This is a genomic window from Streptomyces sp. NPDC018000 (genome assembly GCF_044328025.1).
In the GTDB taxonomy this organism is placed as follows: domain Bacteria; phylum Actinomycetota; class Actinomycetes; order Streptomycetales; family Streptomycetaceae; genus Streptomyces.
On the sequence record NZ_JBIRGM010000003.1, the window covers coordinates 390,916 to 411,073 of the forward strand.

Consider the following 20,158-nt stretch of genomic DNA (forward strand, 5'->3'; position numbering starts at 1 on the left):
CTCTGAAGCCCTGGTCCTGTGCTGTACTCATCCGAATACGTAGGACCGGCCCGCCGGTCCCCCGAGACGCCGAGAGGAGGCGATTGAAGTGATCAGCATCATCAAGACCAACAAAATGACCGATCTCTCGGTCGTCTCCGCCTGCTCGCTCGGCCTTGCCTGCTCTTCGGATTCCTCGCTGCGTGGCACCGGTCTGTCCGGCATTTTCGCCGTCAGCCCGCTGTCCCTGTCGAACCTTCCCGTGCAGGAGCGCAATGAGCGACCGACCCAGGCACCGGCAGCAGCAGTAGCGAAGGGACAGGCCCAGGCCTATGCCTTTGCGGCCGTCGGTGCAGGAGCGGAATCCGGCGCCAAGAAGCAGACGACGCACCACACGATGTGGGCCTTCCGTGGGCCTGAACCCTGGAGTGATCCAGCCTGATTCAGAATCAGGCCGGCGCCTTCAGGGCCGCGGAACCCCACTCGGGATCCGCGGCCCTTTTGTTTTGTCCACACGTGACGAGACAGCGCGAAGGAGCCTCGGGACAAGCAGTACCGGTACCAGCCGCCACCCGGCCAACAGGCCGGAACGACCAGACGAGGACACCACCCGCCGTGCAACTCGAAGCGCACGCCCCGTCCGTACCGCCTTCCGAAACGATCCCGCCGCCCGGCCTCACGGAGGACTCCACCTTGATCCCCCTCACTGCGCTCACCGCGCTCGACGACGCCATCGAGAACCTCGGCGTGCCCGTCCCCTGCCGCTCCTACGACCCGGAGGTCTTCTTCGCCGAGTCGCCGGCCGACGTCGAGTACGCCAAGTCCCTCTGCCGCACCTGCCCGCTCGTCGAGGCCTGCCTCGCAGGTGCCAAGGAGCGTCGCGAGCCGTGGGGCGTCTGGGGTGGTGAGCTCTTCATCCAGGGCGTTGTCGTTGCTCGCAAGCGGCCGCGTGGCCGTCCGCGCAAGAACCCGGTCGCGGCGTGACCGCCGGACTGGGGGTCACGGCCCCCAAACCCATGAAGCGCATCGGAACCATCGACCGTCCCCACACCCACGATCCCCGAAATCAGGCACCAATGTCCGTCCCCACGAATGAGCCCGTCGGCTCCGCAACACCGAACGTCACAATCACCGGCGCGAACGACTCGCGTCAGAACAGGACCCGCGAGATGCAACTCATCCCAGAAGCCCTGGCTCGTGCTCATATGCACGACCGACTGAGGGAAGCCGACACGCAACGCCAAGCCGTGCGCCTGGCCACCGCGCGCCGGATGCAGCGCCGGGCCGAGCGCGCCTCGATGCGCGCCCGCCGTGCGCTGGCCATGGCAGTCATGCACTAGTCAGGCCGAACACCAGCAGCACCCGCTGCCGGGCAGCCGCTCTGCCCGGCAGCAATCAGTACCCATAGTCAGTACCCCTTCCGCGGGGCCGGTACCAACGGGCCGGCCCCGCAGTCGTGCTGTGTGGTGCCGCGCGGCACAGCACCGACGGAGTTATCGTCACGAGGTGGACGAGGAGACTCATCACCGGATTCAGCAACCCGCGCAGAGGGGCGCCGCCATGGTCGTCTGTGCCCTGTGCGGTACCTCCGCCGACAGCGAGGGCGCACCGCCGACCTGGATCTGCTCCGTGGAGAACGGCAGACACCAGTACTTCTGCGAAGAGTGCGCCCGCACCAATATCAGGGCGATCGAAAGCCGTCTCGACTCCGCCTGGTGGTGACGCCCTGGGCATGACGGCCCGGGGCGTGACGTCCCGGACCGCGAGTGGTACCCCGGAGTCGGTGCTGGGGGCTCGAAGCTTCCCCTATGCGCCGGCGGCCGCGTCGCCCGCGAACTCCTGCATCGCCGGCTCCTGCTCTTCCTCCATCAGGAACCCCGGTACCCAGGACTCGAGTTCGTCGCGCAGCCGTACCGTCGCACCCAGCTGGCACAGCACCCCGATCGTGCTCAGCGTCACCCGGTGTATCAGCAGATAGGCGGGCGGCAGATTCAGCTGTTTGCCGAGCTGATGAGCGGGGGAGCGGGGGTCCGCAATCCGGGCCGCTTGATTGCGCATCCAGCTCCGGGTGAAGGTGAACTCCTCCACCTGCGCCGGTTCGATGATCGGAAGCAGGTAGTCGAGCACTGCATCCGGGTCGAGGCCGGTCGAGTCCTTGATGAATCCCTCCTCGCGCAACAGCTCGTACACCGCATCCGCATCACCCGACAGCGTCAGCCGCAAGGAGTCCCCGATGGGCTGAGGCAGACCACCCGGCAGCCGGTCCACCGTGCCGAAGTCCAGCACGCCGAGCCGCCACTGCCCGCTCTCGCCGGCCTCATCATCCGGGGGCAGCAGCCGGAAGTTGCCCGGATGCGGGTCCGCGTGCAGCAGCCCGGTGCGCGCGGGGCCCGAGAAGAGAAAACGCGCCAGCAACTGACCGGCCCGGTCCCGCTGCTCCGGTGTGCCCTCCGAGATCACTTCGGCCAGCGGAACACCGTCCATCCACTCCGTCACCAACACCTGGCCGGACTGGTGCACCACACCTGGGATCACGACATCCGGGTCGGCCGCGAACTCCTCGGCATGGTCCCGCTGCGACCGTGCCTCCTGCTCGTAGTCCAGCTCCTCCGAGACCCGGTCGCGCAGCTCAGCGATGAGTGGCTTGATGTCCATTCCGGGGATCAAAGGACCGAGCAGCCGGGCGAACCTGCCGAGTTGATTCAGATCCGAGAGCAGCGCCTCTCCGGCGCCCGGATACTGCACCTTCACCGCCACGTCCCGCCCGTCGTGCCACACCGCCCGGTGCACCTGACCGATCGACGCGGCGGCCGACGGTTTGTCCTCGAATTCGAGGAACAGTTCACGCCAGTCCTCGCCGAGGCGCTCCTCCAGCACCGCGTGCACGGTGCCGCTGGGCAGGGGAGGCGCGGCTTCCTGCAGTTTGGTGAGCGCCGCCCGGTACGGTCCGGCGACCTCCTCGGGCAGCGCCGACTCGAATACGGACAAGGCCTGCCCCAGCTTCATCGCCCCGCCCTTCAACTCACCCAGGACCTTGAAGAGCTGGTCCGCAGTGCGCTGCTGCACCTCCCGGGCGACCAACTCCGCCGACTTCCCACCGATCCGCCTGCCCAGACCCCACGTGGCGCGGCCGGCCAAGCCCAGTGGCAGGGCGGCCAGCTTGGCGGTACGGGTGACCGCTTTCAGGGGAAGATCAGACATGAGCCCCTCCAAATCCCAGACCGCCGTACCGCGTGCGGCGGTTACCCGGCCATTGTGTCGTGCGTCGCTACGACCCCGGAGACGCGCTCCTCCTCAGTGTGCCCAGCCGCTCCACAGGAACAGCCGAGGTGCGCCCCGATCGGCTCGGATCGCCAGTCCAACAGCGGCAGCGCGGCCTCCCAGCGCGTCCCTGTACTGGCGGGCAGCTCCCCGTCCAGAAAGGACAGCGCATGGGCGGCCGCCAGACCGGCGACCGCCGTCGCCAGCCCCAGGTCACAGGCCTGCACGGCGGCGCGCCGCCCGGACTGCCACTGAGACAGCATCCTGGGCCACTGCTCATCCCGGTCCGCGCGCTCCAGCGCCAGACACCCCGCGCACGCCGTACCCCCGGGCAGGACCAGGGGCCCGACCACTCCCGTCGCCTCCATCACTCCGGCATAGAGATGGGGAGTTCCCGAAGCGATCCACGGTTCTGCCGGGCGTGGGTCGGGGACGTACGCCGCGAAGCCGTCGCGAGGGGCGACAACGATCAGAGACAGCCCCGGCTCACCACCCGCCGGGGAACCCGCCGTCTCCGATGCCCGGGGAGCCGAACGTGCGGCGGACCTGCGCACCAACTGCCGGGCGGCGGTGTCCCTGCGCTCCCCGACGGCTGCCGGTGGAAGCCCGCCGGGTGAGACGTCCCCCGGTTCGGTGCACCCGCCGTCCAGAACCTCCACCCGGCCCACCCCGGAACCGGACAACACCGCCGCGATCGCGGCACCGACCCGGCCCGCACCCCGCACCTGGACCCGCATCGCCCGGCGGGCCGCCAGCCGCCGCATCCCGCCGCCCGGCTCAGGATGGACGACGGAGAGTGACGCCAGATCGGGGCGGTGCCGCTCCAGGGCGTCAGGCCGGTTCCGTAACGCATCGGCCTCCGGGCCGGCGGCCCGCACATCGTCGATCAGGCCGGCGTCCGTCAACCGTCCCACCAATGTGTCCACGTGATGGTCCGACAGATCCAGTGCCCGGGCTTCCTCGCGCAGCAGCGGCAGGCCGCGCGTACCGTCGAGCAGCTCCAGAAAACAGCCCGTCGCGAAATCCATCGGACCGAGTGTCACCGCATGAGAGGGGGTCACCCCGAATTGCACGGTGCTCCGGTCGCGCCACGCGCGGCGCAATGCGGGCTTCAACATCGGATACACGGCGTTCCTCCGGTCTTTGTTCCATGATCTTTGTGCGTGGGCTGTGGCTCGGATCTCCGCGAGAGCCGTTGTCAGAATGCAGGCAGGCGGCGAAGTGTGCAGAAAGTTATCCACAGGCATGGGGTATTAGTCGTTCAAATGGTGCACGTCGTGGAGCGGATCACGCGCGAACCGTCCCGGAGGCGGGACTTCCCCCACTGACATTGGGTAACGTCATGGCGTGCCCGCCGACCCGTCACCCGGAATCGCCGGGGAGACCCCCGCGCGCAGCGCCGGAACCCATCAGCGCAGCGCGGCAAACCGTCCGCCGCGTGCCTCGGCAACGAGCGCGGTCGAGGTCCGCAGGAGCACCCGCCGCAGCAGAACGGTCTCCGCGTACCGGGAGGGTGACCGCACCATCGTGCTCATCCCCGCCCGGATGTCGGAGGCCGAGGAGCAGCGCTGGGTGAACGTGATGCTCGACAAACTCGCGGCCCAGGAGAGCAGACGCATCCTCGGCGACAGCGAACTCGCCGAGCGGGCCGAGCGGTTGTCCGCCCAGTACTTCCAGGGGCGGGCCAGGCCCGCGTCGGTGCGGTGGGTGACCAATCAGAACACCCGATGGGGATCATGCACCCCGGCGGAGGGCAGCATCCGCCTGTCGCACCGGCTGCAGGGCATGCCCGAGTACGTGGTCGACTACGTACTGGTCCACGAACTGGCCCATCTGCTCGTCCCCGGCCACGGTCCGCGCTTCTGGCGGCTGCTGGAGGCGTATCCCCGTACCGAGAGGGCCCGCGGCTACCTGGAGGGCGTGGTGGCGGCCGACCGGCTGCCGCATCTGCCCGCCGCACGCGGTGAGTGACGTTCGGCGATTGTGTGCCGGGTGTGTACCGACTCAGCTCAATGTCGGAGTTTGCGGCTAGCCTGGCGCGACGCATTCACATTCGGGATGGGGGACGGTCGTTACGCATGGCCAGGGAATTCCAACGCGGCCACAAGGCCAAGATCAGCGATCTCACGCCGGGGACGGACCTGTACGTAGGTGTGCAGATCGCCGGCCCGGGACTGACCTTTGACATCAGCTGCTTCGGCCTCGATGCCAATGAGCAGCTCTCCGACGACCGGTATTTCATCTTCTTCAATCAGCCCAAATCGCCCGAGGAGTCCATTCAGCTCCTCGGCGCCCAGGCCGGTGACAACGAGTCGTTCCGGGTCACTCTGGACCGTATTCCGGCGAACATCCACAAGCTGTCGTTCACGGCGACGGTCGACGGCGCCGGGCAGATGTCCCAGATCGGCCCCGGGTACATCCGGATCGTCGCGGGTGGCGAGGAAGTCGTCAGGTACGCCTTCACCGGTTCGGAGTTCACCACCGAGCGTGCGGTGATGCTGGGTGACTTCTACCGGAAGGACGTCTGGCGGTTCGCCGCCGTCGGTCAGGGCTTCGACGGTGGCCTCGACGCGCTGTTGAAGAACTTCGGCGGCGAGGTCGCCGAGGAGGAGCCCGCCGCACCTCAGCCGCAGGCAGCCGCCCTGCCGTTCGCCCCGCCCGCCCAGGCGGCCGCACCGTCCTTCGGAGCGCCGGCCGCGCAGGCCCCGGCCCCCACGCCGCAGCAGCAGATGCGCGCCGCGCCCACGATTGCAGCCCCGATGGCACCGCACGCCGGCATGGTGCCGCCGCCCGCCCCCGCGCCGGCTCCGTACGGGCAGCCAGGCCAGCCGCCCCAGCAGCCGCAGTTCGGGCAGATCCCCGGCCCGCAGCCTCCCGCCCCGTACGGCCAGCAGGCTCCTGCTCCGTACGGACAGCAGCCTCCCGGAATGCAGCCGCCCGGTACGCCCCAGGGAGTACCGCAAGGCGCGCCGCAGGCCGGTGCCGGTCTTCAGGCGGCGCTCCAGCCGTACAAGGAGACGGCCACCGGGCAGCGTTGGACCCCGCAGAACCAGCAGCTCATGCGGGTCGACCTCACCATGGGTGGTACGCCCGTGCTCGCCCGCCAGGGCAGCATGGTGATGTACCAGGGCAAGGTCGACTTCGGCTACAAGGGTGCCGGTTTCGCGGGCCGCATCGTCGGCAATTCCACCGGCCAGGAAATGCAGCTGATGCGTTGCACCGGCCGCGGACAGGTCTTCCTTGCCGAGGACGGGTCCCATCTGCACGCCATCGAGCTGCAGGGCGACGGCATCTGCGTCTCGGCGGAGAACGTCCTCGCCTTCGACGAGTCGCTGCAGTATGAGGTCCGCAGGATCGATGGCCATGGCATCCCCGGTGGCGCGCTGTTCACCATGCAGTTCCAGGGCACCGGAACAGTCGTCGTCAAGACGCATGGTGTCCCCGTCGTCCTGCCCGTGACCCCGACCACCTTCGCCGACTGCAATGCCGTCGTGGCCTGGTCGTCCGCGTCCCAGGTGATCATCTCCAGCCAGGTCCGGCTGCGCCGCAACGCGTACCCGGGACACAGCGGAGAGACCGTGAACCTTCAGTTCCGGGGCGCCCCCGGCAACTTCATCGTCGTCCAGCCCTACGAGGTCTGAGGGAGCCCGTCATGAACCAGCAACTCGCGGGCTACGCCCCGACCCCCGTCACGGCCCGTATGGAGAACCACGGCCGCACGATGCTCAAGGTCGCCATGGCCACCGGCCAGGACCTCTACGCACGTACCGGCTCGATGGCCGCCTACGAGGGCTTCATCCAGTACGAACCCAACCCGCCCGCCGTCCGCCAGATCGCCTCCCAGTGGATCAGCGGCGAGGGCGCGCCGATCATGAAGTGCTCCGGTGACGGACTGCTCTACCTCGCCGACTACGGCGCCGATGTGGTCGTCATCAACCTCAACAACGACTCGCTCTCGGTCAACGGCACCAATGTCCTCGCCTTCGACAGCCATCTCACCTGGGGCGTGGAGCGGGTGAAGGGCCTCGCCAAGTTCGCCGGCCAGGGCTTGTGGAACGTCTGCATCTCGGGCACGGGCTGGGTCGCCATCACCTCGCGCGGCACACCGGTCGTCGTCGACTGCGGACGCGGTGAGGACGAGACCTACGTCGACCCGGACGCCCTCGTGGCGTGGTCCCCGAACCTCAAGGTGAAGGGCAAGCGCAGCTTCAAGGCCTCCTCGCTCATCGGGCGGGGCAGCGGCGAGGCGTACCAGATGGCTTTCTCCGGGCAGGGCATCGTCGTCGTCCAGCCGAGTGAGGACAGTACCGACCGCCTGTGGATCCGGAACTGAGGGGGAGGGAGAACACACCATGCAGAGTCCGCTTTTCAGCTACACGGAACAGCAGTCCCAGGACCGGTACACCGTCCAGAACCCGCAGCTCCTGCGGGTCTCGCTGACCGGTCAGGACGATGTCCTCGCCCGCAAGGGCGCCATGGTCGCCTACCAGGGACTGATGGAGTTCGACGGCGAGTACCGGACGCACGCACAGCATCGTGCCCGCGCGAGCACCGGTGAGGGCCTCGACCTGATGCGCTGCTCCGGGCAGGGCACCGTCTACCTCGCCAACCTCGCGCAGCACATCCATGTCGTGGACATCGACCACGACGGCATGACGGTGGACAGCGCCTACGTCCTGGCGCTCGACTCGGCGCTGCACACCGAGGTCATCGCGGTGGACAGCCAGTACGGCATCTCGGGCACCGGCAAGTACCAGCTCAACATCTCCGGCACCGGCAAGGTCGCTCTGATGACCTCGGGCCAGCCGCTGATGATGCAGGTCACGCCGGACAAGTACGTCAACGCCGATGCCGACGCGATCGTCGCCTGGTCCAGCACGCTGCGGGTGCAGATGCAGGCCCAGACGCACTCCTCGGGCGTCTGGCGGCGGCGTGGCAACACCGGCGAGGGCTGGGAGCTCAGCTTCCTCGGCCAGGGCTTCGCCCTGGTCCAGCCGAGCGAGGTGCTGCCCCCGCAGAACCACGAGATCGGCCAGGGCATCCGGGCCCAGTACGGAATGGGCCGGCAAGGCGCCCACGGCCAGAACCAGAACAACTCCTGGAACTGAGCCACAACGCACCGGCACGGCATGGGTGAGGGGCGGTCTCCCTGGAGACCGCCCCTCACCCATGCCGTATGTCGCTCCTACCCGCGCTGCTCCAGCGCGGCGCGGACGCGCGTCATCAGCCGTACGACCGACGTATCGGCCACCGACGCGACCTCGTCGTACGGGAACCAGCGCAGGTCCAGTGATTCGTCGCTGATCTGCGCCGTCGCGCCCGATGGCGCGAGCGCCGCGAACTGCACATCCAGGTGCCAGTGACAGGGCGCGGGGATCGGGTGGCGGTCCAGCGTCACCGGTCCGCCCGCGAGCAGGGACAGACCGCTGATGCCGGACTCCTCGGTGGCCTCACGCAGCGCCGCGGCGGCCAGCGTCGTGTCCTGCCGCTCGCAGTGGCCGCCCAGCTGCAGCCACATCTGCAGCTTGCGGTGCAGGGTGAGCAGGACCCGGCCGCGCTCCGGATCGACGACCAGTGCGCTGGCCGTCAGATGCCCGGCTTCGCAGGCCTTCCACATGCCGTCGGGATGCCGGGCCAGATGGTCCAGATAGACCTGACGCAGTTCCTCCTGGGCCGGGTCCACCGGGTTCTCGTACCCCTTCAGTACGAGAACGGCGTCGTCGTACAGGCTCACTGGTCGGTTTCGCCCTTGCCGCCGCTCTTCCCGTCGTCGGTTCCTTCGGAGCCCGCGTCGCCCGCTTCGGCCTCCGGCTTCTGCGAACCCTTCGCGGCCTCGCCGAGCATCTTGTCCAGCTCGGAGAAGTCCAGCTGCTCGTGGTGCACAAATCCGTCCGGATCGTCCAGGTCCTGGGCCGTCGGCAGCATGTCGGGGTGCTCCCACAGGGCGTCGCGCCCGTCGAGACCGCGGGCGTCCGTGAGCGACGCCCACAGGCGCGAGGCGTCGCGCAGCCGCCGCGGACGCAGCTGAAGGCCGATGAGCGTGGCGAACGTCTGCTCGGCCGGCCCGCCGGAGGCACGGCGCCTGCGCATGGTCTCGCGAAGTGCGTCCGCCGAGGTCAGACGGGACTTCGCGGCCTCGTGCACCACTGCGTCCACCCAGCCCTCGACCAGTGCGAGTGCCGTTTCCAGCCTGGCCAGAGCGGCCTTCTGCTCCGGCGTGTCCTCCGGCTGGAACATGCCCTGCTGAAGAGCGTCCTGCAGCTGCTCGGGCTGCGATGGGTCGAACTGGCCGACCACATCCTCCAGCTTGCTGGTGTCGACCTTGATGCCGCGCGCATACCCCTCGACGGCGCCGAACAGATGCGAGCGCAGCCACGGAACATGGGCGAAAAGCCGCTGGTGGGCGGCCTCGCGCAGGGCGAGATACAACCGCACCTCGTCCTGCGGCACGCTGAGGTCCTTGCCGAACATCTCGACGTTCAGCGGAAGGAGCGCCGCCTTGCCCGCCGGGCCCAGCGGCAGCCCGATGTCGGTCGAACCGACCACCTCGCCCGCCAGCACACCGACGGCCTGCCCGATCTGCTGGCCGAACATCGCGCCGCCCATCGACCGCATCATGCCGAGCAGCGGGCCCGCCATCGCCTGCATCTCCTCGGGCAGCACATCACCCATGGCCAGACCGACGCGCTCGGCCACCGGGTCGACCAGCTTCTGCCAGGCGGGGAGGGACGCCTCGACCCACTCCGCACGGCTCCACGCCACAGTGGAGACCGAGCCGGAGGGCAGCGACGTCACGCCGTCCAGCCAGAGGTCGGCGAGCCGCAGCGCCTCGTCGACCGCGGACCGCTCGGGCTGGCTGACGCTTGCGTCCTTGGTGCCGTCCGGCGTGCCCTGCGAGACCGTCTGGCGGGCGATCTGCTTGGCCATGTCCCAGTTCACGGGACCGCCCTCGTAACTCAGCATCTGGCCGAGCTGCTGGAAGGCGGCACCCAGGTCGTTGGGGTTCATCGTGCCGAACATCGCCGCGAACGGGTTGTCCCCGCCCGCGCCGAGCCCGAAGCCGAACGGGTTCGCCGGCCCGCCGGAACCCTGCCCACCTCCGGTGGGGTCCTTCTTCTTGCCCTCGTCGCCGTTCTCCGGCTCCTCCGGCGGAAGGCCGAATCCGAATGGGGTGTCACTCACGGGTTTCCTCGGCTCGTAGGGCCGCCGGCTCGAACCGACGGCGACTGCCCGACATCACCATCCAGCGTAGACACCAAAAGTCCGCTTGGGGCCTCAGTGCTCCGCCGGCTCCCGGCCTGCGGCAGGATGGACGCCACCTGGTACGTACGCGTCATTCGGGTACGTACTGAAGACAACCGCTGGAGACGCCCGGTGAGTTCCCCAGATCCTCAGGTTCGCGCAGCGCGAAACCCGTCCGACCCCCCGACCGAGAACAAACCCGCACAGAGCCGCTCCAAGAGCCGTGGCCCCGTCGTCGCGGTCACCGGAGCCGCGGGGGGCGTCGGTGAGCTGCTCACCGCTCGTCTCGCGGCATCCGAGGAGATCAAGCAGGTCATCGCCATCGATGAACGCCGAGGAGAGGTCTCCGAGGCGACCTGGCACATCCTCGACGTACGGGACCCCGCCATCGCGGAGAAGCTGCGCGGCGCGGATGTCGTCGTGCATCTCGCACTCGATCTCGACCTGGAGACCGACCCTGCCGCCCGCACCGCCTACAACGTGCGTGGCACCCAGACCGTGCTGACGGCCGCCGCGGCCGTCGGGGTCCACCGGGTCGTGCTGTGCACCTCGGCGATGGTCTACGGGGCGCTGCCCGACAACGACATCCCGCTCGCCGAGGACGGCGAGCTGCGCGCCACGGCCGAGGCCACCGGCGTCGGCGACCTCCTGGAGATCGAACGGCTCGGCCGACGCGCGCCCCGCGCCCACCCCGGACTCAATGTGACCGTGGTCCGGCCCACCGTCCTGGTCGGCGGTACGGACACCGCGCTGACCCGCTACTTCGAGTCGCCGCGCCTCCTGGTCGTCGCCGGATCGCGCCCCGCCTGGCAGTTCTGCCATGTCGACGACCTGGTCACGGCCCTGGAGTACGCCGCGCTGGAGAAGATCGACGGCGAGTTCGCGGTCGGCTGCGACGGCTGGCTGGAACAGGAGGAGGTCGAGGAGCTGAGCGGCGTCCGCCGGATGGAACTGCCCTCCGCCGTGGCACTCGGCGCCGCCGCCCGGCTGCACCGGATCGGCCTCACCCCTTCCCCGGCGGGCGATCTGGCGTACACGATGCACCCCTGGGTGGTCAGCGTGAGCCGGCTGCACGACGCGGGCTGGCGCCCGAGCTGGACCAACGAGGAGGTGCTCGCCGCGCTCCTCGAAGAGGTCGAGGGCCGGCACACCGTTGCCGGGCGCCGACTCGGCCGCAAGGACGCCACCGCGGCGGGCGCCGCCGGTGCGACCGTGGCGCTGCTCGGCACAGCCGCCCTGGTTCGCCGCGCCCGCAAGGCCCGCCGCCGGATCTGACGGGACGCCTGCAGAAGGTTTCCAGGACCAGGAGCGGCCCGCGGATGGAAAGAGCAATTCCACGATGTCGTTGCGGTACGGCACGATGGACCCCATGGCTCCCACCCACGACCACCCCGGCGAGCGGGCGGCAAGCGACCCCGTCCGGCTGCTGGCGATTCGCGACACGCCGTTGTCGGTCGACGAGATCTTCCGGGCTGTGGGGGACGACGCCGCGGGCGGCACGGCGCTCTTCGTCGGCACGGTGCGCAACCACGACGGCGGTCAGGACGTCGGCGCGCTCGGGTACACCTGCCACCCCTCGGCACAGGACGAATTGCGCCGGGTGGCCGAGAAGGTCGTCGCGGAATTCCCGGTCCGGGCGCTGGCCGCCGTCCACCGAGTGGGTGACCTCCAGGTGGGCGACCTCGCTGTGGTCGTCGCCGTCGCCTGCGCCCACCGTGCCGAGGCGTTCGAGGCGTGCCGCAAGCTGATCGACGATCTCAAGCACGAAGTTCCGATCTGGAAACATCAGCGCTTTTCGGACGGTACCGAGGAGTGGGTCGGCGCCTGCTGAGTGCAAGCCGATCGGGTGGTTGTACGCCTCGATTTGCGTAATCGCACCCCTGCCGCGAGCGTTATTCCTGCAGATGGTTAATCTGCTGATAGGCCAGTTGCGGTTGCTCACGGGGCAGGGAGGTCGTAATGGCAGCACTCGCTTGGCTGCTGATTCCGCTTTTCGCTGCACTGGGTGCTGCGATATGGGGCAGCTGGGTCACCCGAAATCGTACGGCCTGTGATGTCTCGGAACTCGCCGGGTACGCCCGGTTCCGTGAGGCGATGGAGAAATCGCACTCCGGTTCCGATGCTGCCTGACCCTCGATCGACCGTACGCAGTCGCCAGTCCGCTAGCGACGCCGGGTGCCGACGCCCTTCGGTACAGCACCACTCCAGGCTCCCCGCCCCGTCCGGACCGGCCCGGACCGTGCACTGACAGACCCTTCCCGTACTGTCGTTCCATGCCACGCCGCACCGCGACGATGCTCGCCTCCACGCTGATCCTCATCGCGCTGCTCTGCGCAGGCGTGCTGATTCCAGTGCCGTATTCGGAGATGTCTCCCGGGCCGACCGTGAACACCCTCGGCAAGGCCGAAGGTGAACCGGTCCTGCAGATTTCCGGACACAAGACGTACCCGACATCCGGCAACCTCAATATGACGACGGTCAGGGTCACCGGCGCCGACTACAAAATGAACCTGGTCGAGGCCGTCTACGGCTGGCTGGCCCACGACAGCGTGGTCGTACCGCACGAAACCCTCTACCCCGGCGGCAAGACCGAGCAGCAGTCCACGCAGGAGAACGCCGAGGAGTTCAGCCAGTCCCAGGAGAGCGCCAAGGTCGCCGCCCTGAACGAGCTGGACATCCCGGTGTCGTCGCGCGTCGTGGTCTCCACGGTCATGAAGGGCAGCCCCGCCCAGGGCAAGCTGCACGCCGGCGATGTGATCAAGCAGGTCGACGCCACGGCGGTCAAGCAGCCAGAGGACGTCGCGAAGCTCGTCACCCGCCACAAGCCCGGCGAGGACGTCACGTTCACGATCATCCCGGCGAAGAAGGCGCAGGCGGCGGAGAAGGCAGGCAAAGAGCCCGAGGGCAGCCGGAAGGTCGTCATCACCACCGCGAAGGCTCCCAAGGAGAACCGCGCGATCGTCGGCATCCAGGCCGGAACGGACCACACGTTCCCGTTCCGGATCGACATCAAGCTCGCCGATGTCGGCGGCCCGAGCGCAGGCCTGATGTTCTCCCTGGGCATCATCGACAAGCTGACGCCCACCGATCTCACGGGCGGCAAGTTCATCGCGGGCACCGGCACGATCGACGACAAGGGCAAGGTCGGCCCGATCGGCGGCATCAACATGAAGCTGGTCGGCGCACGCGACGCGGGCGCCCGGTACTTCCTGACGCCGGAAGACAACTGCAAGGCCGCCGCCTCCGACACCCCGAGCGGGCTCACGCTGGTGAAGGTGAAGACGATCGACGACGCGACGAAGTCGCTGGAGAAGATCCGGGCGGGGGACACGGCCGACCTGCCGAGCTGCTCGGCAGGCTGACCGCGCCCCCTCGGCGGGGAAGCGGCGGGGTCAGGCCTCGAAGGTCGCGGCCAGTGCGTCGGCCAGCCCGGGCACCAGGCCGGCGCCGGTCCGCACCTCGCTCGGGGAGTCCTTCGCGCGGAGCCGTACGGCCGACTCGCGCGCGCCGTCCCGAAGGACGGCCACGGTCATCCGTACCTCCTGGCGCTCCGGGTGCTTGGCGACCCACTTGGTCAGCTGGGCATCGCTGAGCCCCTCCGGCACGGAGGCCTCGGCGGACGGCGGCAGCATCAGTCGCTCCACCGTCATCGCGCATCCGATCACCGCGTCGGGCCAGGCGATCGTGGCGAGGAATTCGTCCAGGGCGGTGCCGGGTGGAAGCTCCTCCTGCTCGATGGGGGTGAGTGAGGCGGTCGGGGAGTCGGAGCTGTCGAGACCGAGCTGCGCGGCGAGGCCGGGCTCCTGGGCCCGCAGCCGGACGGTGTCGACGAGGGCGAAGAGCCGGGCCGGCTGGTCCCAGCCGAGGCCGGAGATGTACTCGTCGATTTCGAGCACTGCGACGGTGAGGGGGCTCGCGGCCATCGGGGGGCCTGAGGGGGAAACGTTGGGCATGGCCAACATCCTGCCTCCTTCCGCCCCGGTAACGGGAACTAGGTAAAGCCTCAGTAAGTTGCATATGTGGGCTCTACGATCGTGGGCCCGCTTCACACGACCCGCGAACTTCGAGGTGCGCACGTTGGCTTTCCAGATGCCGGACCGCGGCGGAGGCCCGACCGGGCCACGGATCAGAGTCGGCCGCCCGTCCCGGCGCGCCCGTACCCTGCTCATGACACTGGGCGTCCTGGCGATTCTCGCCATGGCGTTCATCATGTTCGCCGGGTTCTGGACGGACTGGCTCTGGTTCAGGTCGGTCGACTATTCGTCCGTATTCACCACCACCCTGTGGACCAAGATCGGGCTGTTCCTCGTCTTCGGACTGCTGATGGCGATCGCTGTCGGCCTGAACATCTGGCTCGCGCACCGGCTCCGGCCGCCGCTGAGCGCGATGTCGCTGGAACAGCAGAGCCTGGACCGCTACCGGATGAGCCTCGCCCCTTACAAGAAGTGGGTGCTGCTCGCGATCACCACGCTCGTCGGACTGATCGCCGGAGCATCCGCCTCCGGTCAGTGGCGCACCTGGCTGACGTATGCGAACGGCGTGCCCTTCGGTCAGAAGGACCCCCAGTTCCATCTGGATGTGTCCTTCTACGCCTTCGACCTGCCTTGGTACCGCTTCCTGCTGGGCTTCGGCTTCGCGGCCACGGTGCTCTCGCTGATCGCCGCCGCGCTGACCCACTATCTGTACGGTGGGCTCCGCATCACCAGCCCCGGCGCGCGGGCGACCGGCGCGGCCACCGGCCATCTGTCGGTGCTCATCGGTGTCTTCGTGTCGCTGAAGGCCGTGGCGTACTGGCTCGACCGGTACGGCCTGGCCGTGAAGTCCAGCGACTTCAAGGCCACGGACAACTGGACGGGCCTGCGGTACGTCGACGCCAACGCCTACCTTCCGGCGAAGACCATCCTGTTCTGCATCGCCGCGATCTGCGCCGTGCTCTTCTTCGCGACGCTCTGGCGCCGCACCTGGCAGCTTCCGATGATCGGCTTCGGCCTGATGGTGCTCTCGGCGATCCTGATCGGCGGGCTGTACCCGGCGATCGTGCAGAAGTTCCAGGTCCAGCCGAACGAGCAGGCCAAGGAAGCGCCGTTCATCCAGAAGAACATCGAAGCGACGCGTGACGCGTACGACATCGACGACGCGCAGGTTGACGACTACTCGGGCAAGAGCACGACGAACGACGACGCCAAGCTGCGCGCCAGCGCGGACGATGCCGCCAGTTACCGGGTGATGGACCCCAACGTCGTCTCCCCGGCCTTCCAGCAGCTCCAGCAGAAGAGGAACTACTACCAGTTCCCCAAGACGCTGGACGTGGACCACTACAAGGACGCCGCCGGCAAGGACCAGGACACGGTCATCGGTCTGCGCGAGCTCAACCTCGACGGCATCCCCAAGCGCAACTGGATCAACGACCACTTCACCTACACCCACGGCTACGGTGCCATCGCGGCCAAGGGCACGACGACCGGCAAGAACCCGAAGGGCTCCCCGGACTTCACGGAGTCCGGTCTGCCGACCACGGGTGACCTCGGCCCGGGCACGTACGAGCAGCGGATCTACTACGGCGAGAAGACCGAGCAGTACTCCATCGTCGGCGGGCCCCAGAAGGAGCTCGACTACGAGGAGGACGGCGAGAAGACCACCAGCTACAAGGGCAACAGCGGGGTCAGCCTCTCCAACGCCTTGAACCGTGCCGCGTACGCCGTGGAGTTCAGCGAGCCGCAGATCCTCTACTCGGGAGCCATCGGCGAGGGCTCGCGAATTCTCTACAACCGCACGCCCAAGGAGCGCGTCGAGGCGGTGGCCCCGTGGCTGACCATCGACGGCGACGCCTATCCGGTCGTGGTGAACGGCCGCATCCAGTGGGTCGTCGACGCGTACACCACCACCAACGGCTACCCGTACGCCTCCCGCACGACGCTCGGTGACACCACGGCCGACTCGCTGACCACCAACCAGCGCGCGGTCGTCGCCCAGCAGAACCAGGTCAACTACATCCGTAACTCGGTGAAGGCCACCGTCGACGCGTACGACGGGACGGTCAAGCTGTACGAGTGGGACACCGAGGACCCGGTCCTCAAGACATGGAGCAAGGCGTTCCCGGGGACGGTGACGCCGCGGGCCGACATCCCGAAGGAACTGATGGATCACCTGCGGTACCCGCAGGATCTGTTCAAGGTGCAGCGCGAGCTGCTCACCCGCTACCACGTCACGAACCCCGCCCAGTTCTACAGCGGCAGTGACGCGTGGCAGGTCCCGGACGACCCGACCAAAAAGGAGTCCGGTGCCGTCCCGCCGTACTACCTGAGCCTGAAGATGCCGGACCAGACGGCCCAGAAATTCTCGCTGACGACGACGTTCACCCCGAAGGGGCGGCCCGACCTCGGGGCGTTCATGGCGGTGGACGCCGATGCGACCAGCGAGGACTACGGCAAGATAAGGCTGTTGAGAGTCACCTCCACGGTGAAGGGCCCCGGCCAGGTACAGAGCGAGCTCAACGGCAACGACGACGTCGCCGAGTTCGTGAGAAACCTCAAGGGAACCGACTCCGACATCGAATACGGCAACCTGCTGACGGTGCCGCTCGAGGGAGGCTTCCTCTACATCGAGCCGGTCTACACGCGCGGTGGTACGCAGAACTATCCGCTGATGCGCAAGGTCGCCGCCTCGTACGGGTCGAAGACGGTCTTCGAGAACAGCCTCGGGGAGGCGCTCAACGCGGTCTTCGGGGTGACGGAACCCGGCACCACTCAGCCGCCCGAGGAGGCCACCCGGCCACCGGGCAACACCACGCAGCCACCGGCCACCGGTGACGCGGCGCTGAAGAAGGCGATCGCGGATGCGCAGAAGGCCTATGCGGAAGGCGAAGCAGCCCTGAAGAAGCAGGACTGGAGCGCCTACGGCAGGGCCCAGGCGGATCTGCAGGACGCGTTGCAGCGGGCGGCGGCCGCCCAGCCCAAGTCGGGCAGTGCGAATAATGCGGGCAATTCGGGTGGTACGAATAGAAAGTCCGATGCCGGTAGTAGTGGCTGAGTGACTCGGTAAAGGCTCACCCTCGCGTCGTGGTACGGTTTCAGCACAACGGCGCGGGGTGGAGCAGCTCGGTAGCTCGCTGGGCTCATAACCCAGAGGTCGCAGGTTCAAATCCTGTCCCCGCTACTGAAAGACGAAGGCCCGGATCCTTTCGAGGATCCGGGCCTTCGTCGTGCCGCGACGACTTTCTTGTGCGGTCGCTGTGAAGCGCGGTTCGCGGGGCACGAGTTGAGCCCGGACATGTTTGACTTGTCTCTCTGTGGGCATGTCGACAAAACGCCGAAGTGACCTTGCTGCTGCGGTATACCGGCTGTACGCGGGTTGTAGGTGGTGCGACGATGGTATTTATGGGGGACAGGGCAACTCTGTTGGAGACAGGGCGGTTTGCACAGCGCCGCGTATATCGGCCGGATAGTGTGACGAATGCGGCATTTGGTGTTGCTGCCGCGGAGAACAGCGAGACCACTGAAACCACTGAGATCATCGGGACGACCGAGACTGCCGAGACTGTGGGGTGCGCCGCGACCGTCGAGAGCACGGAGAGCGCCGGGGCCACCGGGAGCGCCGCGGCCAATGAGGCTGCGGAGAGCCCCGAGATCCGGGAGAGCCCGGAGAGCGCCGAGAGTGAGGCGCGCCACCGTCGCGCCGCCGACGCCGGGGACACCACGTCGATGAGTGTCCTCGGTGCCCTGTTGCTGCGCCGCGGCGATCTGGACGGCGCCGAGCCCTATCTGCGTGCGGCCACCGCCGATGGTGACCGGGCCGCGGCCAACAACCTGGGTGTCCTCCTCCACCAGCGCGGATACACCGACGACGCGGCCGACTGGTGGCGTATCGCAGCCGTCGCGGGTTCCGCCGCCGCCGCGCACGCCCTCGGCCGTCACTATCGCGAGCGGGGCGACGAACCCGGCGCCGAGTACTGGCTGCGGCAGTCCGCCGAGCAGGGCCACGCGCTGGGCGCGTACGCACTTGCCGACCTGCTGGAACACCGCAGCGACGTCGGTGCCGAGCGCTGGCTGCGTGCCGCCGCCGAGCAGGGGCACCGGGAGGCCGCCTACCGCCTCGCGCGCATGCTGGACCGCCACACCGCCGACGACCCGCACGACGCGTTCGGCCGCCCGGGCCTGGGCCCCGCACCTGGCCCCGGACGCGGCGCGAGCGCCGCCGATCGTCCGGGCGCCGCCGCCCGTTCCGCCGTACGCAGGGACGACGGCCCCATAGCCGGTCCGGTGACCGGGCGCGTGGGCGAGGCCGAGCAGTGGTACCGGCAGGCCGCCGCGCGTGGCCACCCACGTGCCGCCCTGCACCTCGGCGCCATCCTCGAACAGCGCGGCGAGCCCAAGGAGGCCGGCCGCTGGTACCTCATCTCCGCGAAGGCCGGCGAGGCGCGGGCCGCCTGCGCGCTCGGATTCCTGCTGCGTGACGCGGGCGACGAGGAGAGCGCTGCCGTGTGGTGGCTGCGCGCCGCACAGGACGGCGACGGGAATGCCGCCAACGCCCTGGGCGCCCTGCACGCCGCCCGTGGCGAGCAGCAGACCGCCGAGCGCTGGTACCGCGCCGCCATGGACGCGGGCGACGTCAACGGGGCCTACAACCTGGGGCTGCTCTACGCGGCCCAGGACCGTACGCCGCAGGCCGAGCAGTGGTACCGCCGCGCCGCGTACGCGGGCCATCGCGAGGCCGCCAACGCGCTGGCCGTACTCCTGCTCCAGGCGGGCGACGCGACCGGCGCCGAGCCCTGGTTCTCCAAGGCGGCCGAGGCGGGCAGCGTCGATGCGGCCTTCAATCTCGGCATCCTGCACGCCGGACGCGACGAGGACCGTGCGGCACTGGTCTGGTACGAGCGGGCCGCGGCTGCAGGCCACACCGAGGCCGCGCTCCAGGTCGGCATGGCCCTGCTGCACCACGGCGAGGAGCAGGAGGCCGAGCGCCATCTGCGCTGCGCGGCGGGCGGCGGCAGCGCCGAGGCCGCCTTCCGGCTGGCCGGGGTGCTGGACTCGCGGCAGCCGCCGCCCGGACCTCCCGCGCTCGGCGAGACGATGCCGGAGAAGACCGAGTGCGAGGAGTGGTACGAGCGGGCCGCCGAGCAGGGGCACCGCCGCGCCCAGGTGCGGGTGGGCATGCTCGCGGCGGCCCGTGGCGATGTGGACAGTGCGGCCCGCTGGTATCGCGAGGCCGCCGAGTCGGGCAGTCGCAACGGCGCCTTCAACCTCGGGCTGCTGCTGGCCCGTGAGGGCAGCGAGCGCGAGGCCGCGCTGTGGTGGAGCCGCGCCGCGAACGACGGGCACGGTCGCGCCGCCCTGCGCCTCGCCCTGCTGGCCGCCCGCCGCGGGGAGCTCGCCGAGGGGCAGCGCTGGTGCGCGCGGGCAGTCGAGCTGGGCCCGGCGGAGGTCGCCGAGAGGGCTGCCCGGCTGTGCGAGGCGCTGCATCAGGAGCTGACCGCGTAGCGGTGCGCGGCGGCCCCGCGCCGCCCGCAGGAACGGATTTGCGCTGGTCCAGGGCGTCACGTACTGTTGATTTCAACGACGCGGGGTGGAGCAGCTCGGTAGCTCGCTGGGCTCATAACCCAGAGGTCGCAGGTTCAAATCCTGTCCCCGCTACTGAACGCAGAAGGCCGGATCCTCGAAAGGGTCCGGCCTTCTGCACA

The 20,158-nt window shown here is 69.0% G+C and carries 18 protein-coding genes and 2 tRNA genes; 15 read left to right on the top strand and 5 right to left on the bottom strand.

What is annotated here, in order from left to right:
- The first annotated feature begins 88 nt into the window (after window positions 1-88).
- The 4 genes from ACH4EW_RS10230 (at window position 89) to ACH4EW_RS10245 (ending at window position 1,701) form a co-directional block, all read left to right on the top strand.
- The gene (locus ACH4EW_RS10230; RefSeq protein WP_398254070.1) at window positions 89-421 is read left to right on the top strand and encodes a hypothetical protein; all 333 of its coding nucleotides are present in this window, start codon (window positions 89-91) and stop codon (window positions 419-421) included.
- 173 nt (window positions 422-594) lie between these two features.
- The gene (locus ACH4EW_RS10235) at window positions 595-963 is read left to right on the top strand and encodes a WhiB family transcriptional regulator (RefSeq protein ID WP_030915514.1); all 369 of its coding nucleotides are present in this window, start codon (window positions 595-597) and stop codon (window positions 961-963) included.
- A gap of 32 nt (window positions 964-995) precedes the next feature.
- Window positions 996-1,319, top strand: coding sequence for a hypothetical protein (locus ACH4EW_RS10240; protein WP_398254780.1), 324 nt, complete (start codon window positions 996-998; stop codon window positions 1,317-1,319).
- Window positions 1,320-1,485: 166 nt separating this feature from the next.
- Window positions 1,486-1,701, top strand: coding sequence for a hypothetical protein (locus tag ACH4EW_RS10245; protein ID WP_398254073.1), 216 nt, complete (start codon window positions 1,486-1,488; stop codon window positions 1,699-1,701).
- An 84-nt stretch (window positions 1,702-1,785) separates the two neighbouring features.
- On the opposite strand, the gene ACH4EW_RS10250 is transcribed toward ACH4EW_RS10245, so the two are convergent.
- Together ACH4EW_RS10250 and ACH4EW_RS10255 are read right to left on the bottom strand one after the other, a co-directional pair.
- Window positions 1,786-3,180, bottom strand: a complete 1,395-nt coding sequence (locus ACH4EW_RS10250) for an ABC1 kinase family protein (protein WP_398254075.1) — start codon at window positions 3,178-3,180, stop codon at window positions 1,786-1,788.
- A gap of 41 nt (window positions 3,181-3,221) precedes the next feature.
- Window positions 3,222-4,367, bottom strand: a complete 1,146-nt coding sequence (locus tag ACH4EW_RS10255) for a ThiF family adenylyltransferase (RefSeq protein ID WP_398254078.1) — start codon at window positions 4,365-4,367, stop codon at window positions 3,222-3,224.
- 220 nt (window positions 4,368-4,587) lie between these two features.
- Between ACH4EW_RS10255 and ACH4EW_RS10260 the strand changes: the two genes are divergently transcribed.
- The 4 genes from ACH4EW_RS10260 (at window position 4,588) to ACH4EW_RS10275 (ending at window position 8,348) form a co-directional block, all read left to right on the top strand.
- Window positions 4,588-5,211, top strand: a complete 624-nt coding sequence (locus ACH4EW_RS10260) for a M48 family metallopeptidase (protein WP_398254080.1) — start codon at window positions 4,588-4,590, stop codon at window positions 5,209-5,211.
- Window positions 5,212-5,318: 107 nt separating this feature from the next.
- Complete coding sequence (locus tag ACH4EW_RS10265) at window positions 5,319-6,881, top strand: TerD family protein (RefSeq protein ID WP_398254083.1); 1,563 nt, start codon at window positions 5,319-5,321, stop codon at window positions 6,879-6,881.
- A gap of 11 nt (window positions 6,882-6,892) precedes the next feature.
- The gene (locus ACH4EW_RS10270; RefSeq protein WP_398254086.1) at window positions 6,893-7,573 is read left to right on the top strand and encodes an AIM24 family protein; all 681 of its coding nucleotides are present in this window, start codon (window positions 6,893-6,895) and stop codon (window positions 7,571-7,573) included.
- A gap of 19 nt (window positions 7,574-7,592) precedes the next feature.
- Window positions 7,593-8,348: an AIM24 family protein gene (locus ACH4EW_RS10275; RefSeq protein ID WP_398254089.1), complete on the top strand. Its 756-nt coding sequence runs from the start codon at window positions 7,593-7,595 to the stop codon at window positions 8,346-8,348.
- A 77-nt stretch (window positions 8,349-8,425) separates the two neighbouring features.
- On the opposite strand, the gene ACH4EW_RS10280 is transcribed toward ACH4EW_RS10275, so the two are convergent.
- The gene (locus ACH4EW_RS10280; RefSeq protein ID WP_398254091.1) at window positions 8,426-8,974 is read right to left on the bottom strand and encodes an NUDIX hydrolase; all 549 of its coding nucleotides are present in this window, start codon (window positions 8,972-8,974) and stop codon (window positions 8,426-8,428) included.
- Window positions 8,971-10,422, bottom strand: a complete 1,452-nt coding sequence (locus tag ACH4EW_RS10285; protein ID WP_398254094.1) for a zinc-dependent metalloprotease — start codon at window positions 10,420-10,422, stop codon at window positions 8,971-8,973. The genes ACH4EW_RS10280 and ACH4EW_RS10285 overlap by 4 nt, the downstream gene beginning before the upstream one ends.
- A gap of 192 nt (window positions 10,423-10,614) precedes the next feature.
- On the opposite strand from ACH4EW_RS10285, the gene ACH4EW_RS10290 reads away from it, so the two are divergent.
- From ACH4EW_RS10290 to ACH4EW_RS10300, 3 genes are all read left to right on the top strand, one after another.
- On the top strand, window positions 10,615-11,757 hold the full coding sequence (locus ACH4EW_RS10290) for an SDR family oxidoreductase (RefSeq protein WP_398254096.1): 1,143 nt from the start codon (window positions 10,615-10,617) through the stop codon (window positions 11,755-11,757).
- 94 nt (window positions 11,758-11,851) lie between these two features.
- Window positions 11,852-12,313, top strand: a complete 462-nt coding sequence (locus tag ACH4EW_RS10295) for a molybdenum cofactor biosynthesis protein MoaE (RefSeq protein ID WP_398254098.1) — start codon at window positions 11,852-11,854, stop codon at window positions 12,311-12,313.
- 442 nt (window positions 12,314-12,755) lie between these two features.
- Window positions 12,756-13,844, top strand: coding sequence for a PDZ domain-containing protein (locus tag ACH4EW_RS10300; RefSeq protein WP_398254101.1), 1,089 nt, complete (start codon window positions 12,756-12,758; stop codon window positions 13,842-13,844).
- 30 nt (window positions 13,845-13,874) lie between these two features.
- On the opposite strand, the gene ACH4EW_RS10305 is transcribed toward ACH4EW_RS10300, so the two are convergent.
- Entirely contained in the window at window positions 13,875-14,444 is a 570-nt protein-coding gene (locus ACH4EW_RS10305; protein WP_398254104.1) for a PPA1309 family protein, read from the bottom strand.
- 127 nt (window positions 14,445-14,571) lie between these two features.
- Between ACH4EW_RS10305 and ACH4EW_RS10310 the strand changes: the two genes are divergently transcribed.
- The 4 genes from ACH4EW_RS10310 to ACH4EW_RS10325 all read left to right on the top strand — a co-directional run bounded on the left by ACH4EW_RS10310 (window position 14,572) and on the right by ACH4EW_RS10325 (window position 20,111).
- Window positions 14,572-17,511 (top strand): UPF0182 family protein, encoded by a 2,940-nt coding sequence (locus ACH4EW_RS10310; protein WP_398254782.1) that lies wholly within the window; start codon window positions 14,572-14,574, stop codon window positions 17,509-17,511.
- Window positions 17,512-17,563: 52 nt separating this feature from the next.
- A tRNA-Met gene (locus ACH4EW_RS10315) sits at window positions 17,564-17,637 on the top strand.
- Between the two features lie 212 nt (window positions 17,638-17,849).
- Window positions 17,850-19,958, top strand: a complete 2,109-nt coding sequence (locus tag ACH4EW_RS10320; RefSeq protein ID WP_398254107.1) for a tetratricopeptide repeat protein — start codon at window positions 17,850-17,852, stop codon at window positions 19,956-19,958.
- Between the two features lie 79 nt (window positions 19,959-20,037).
- A tRNA-Met gene (locus tag ACH4EW_RS10325) sits at window positions 20,038-20,111 on the top strand.
- Window positions 20,112-20,158 lie beyond the last annotated feature (47 nt).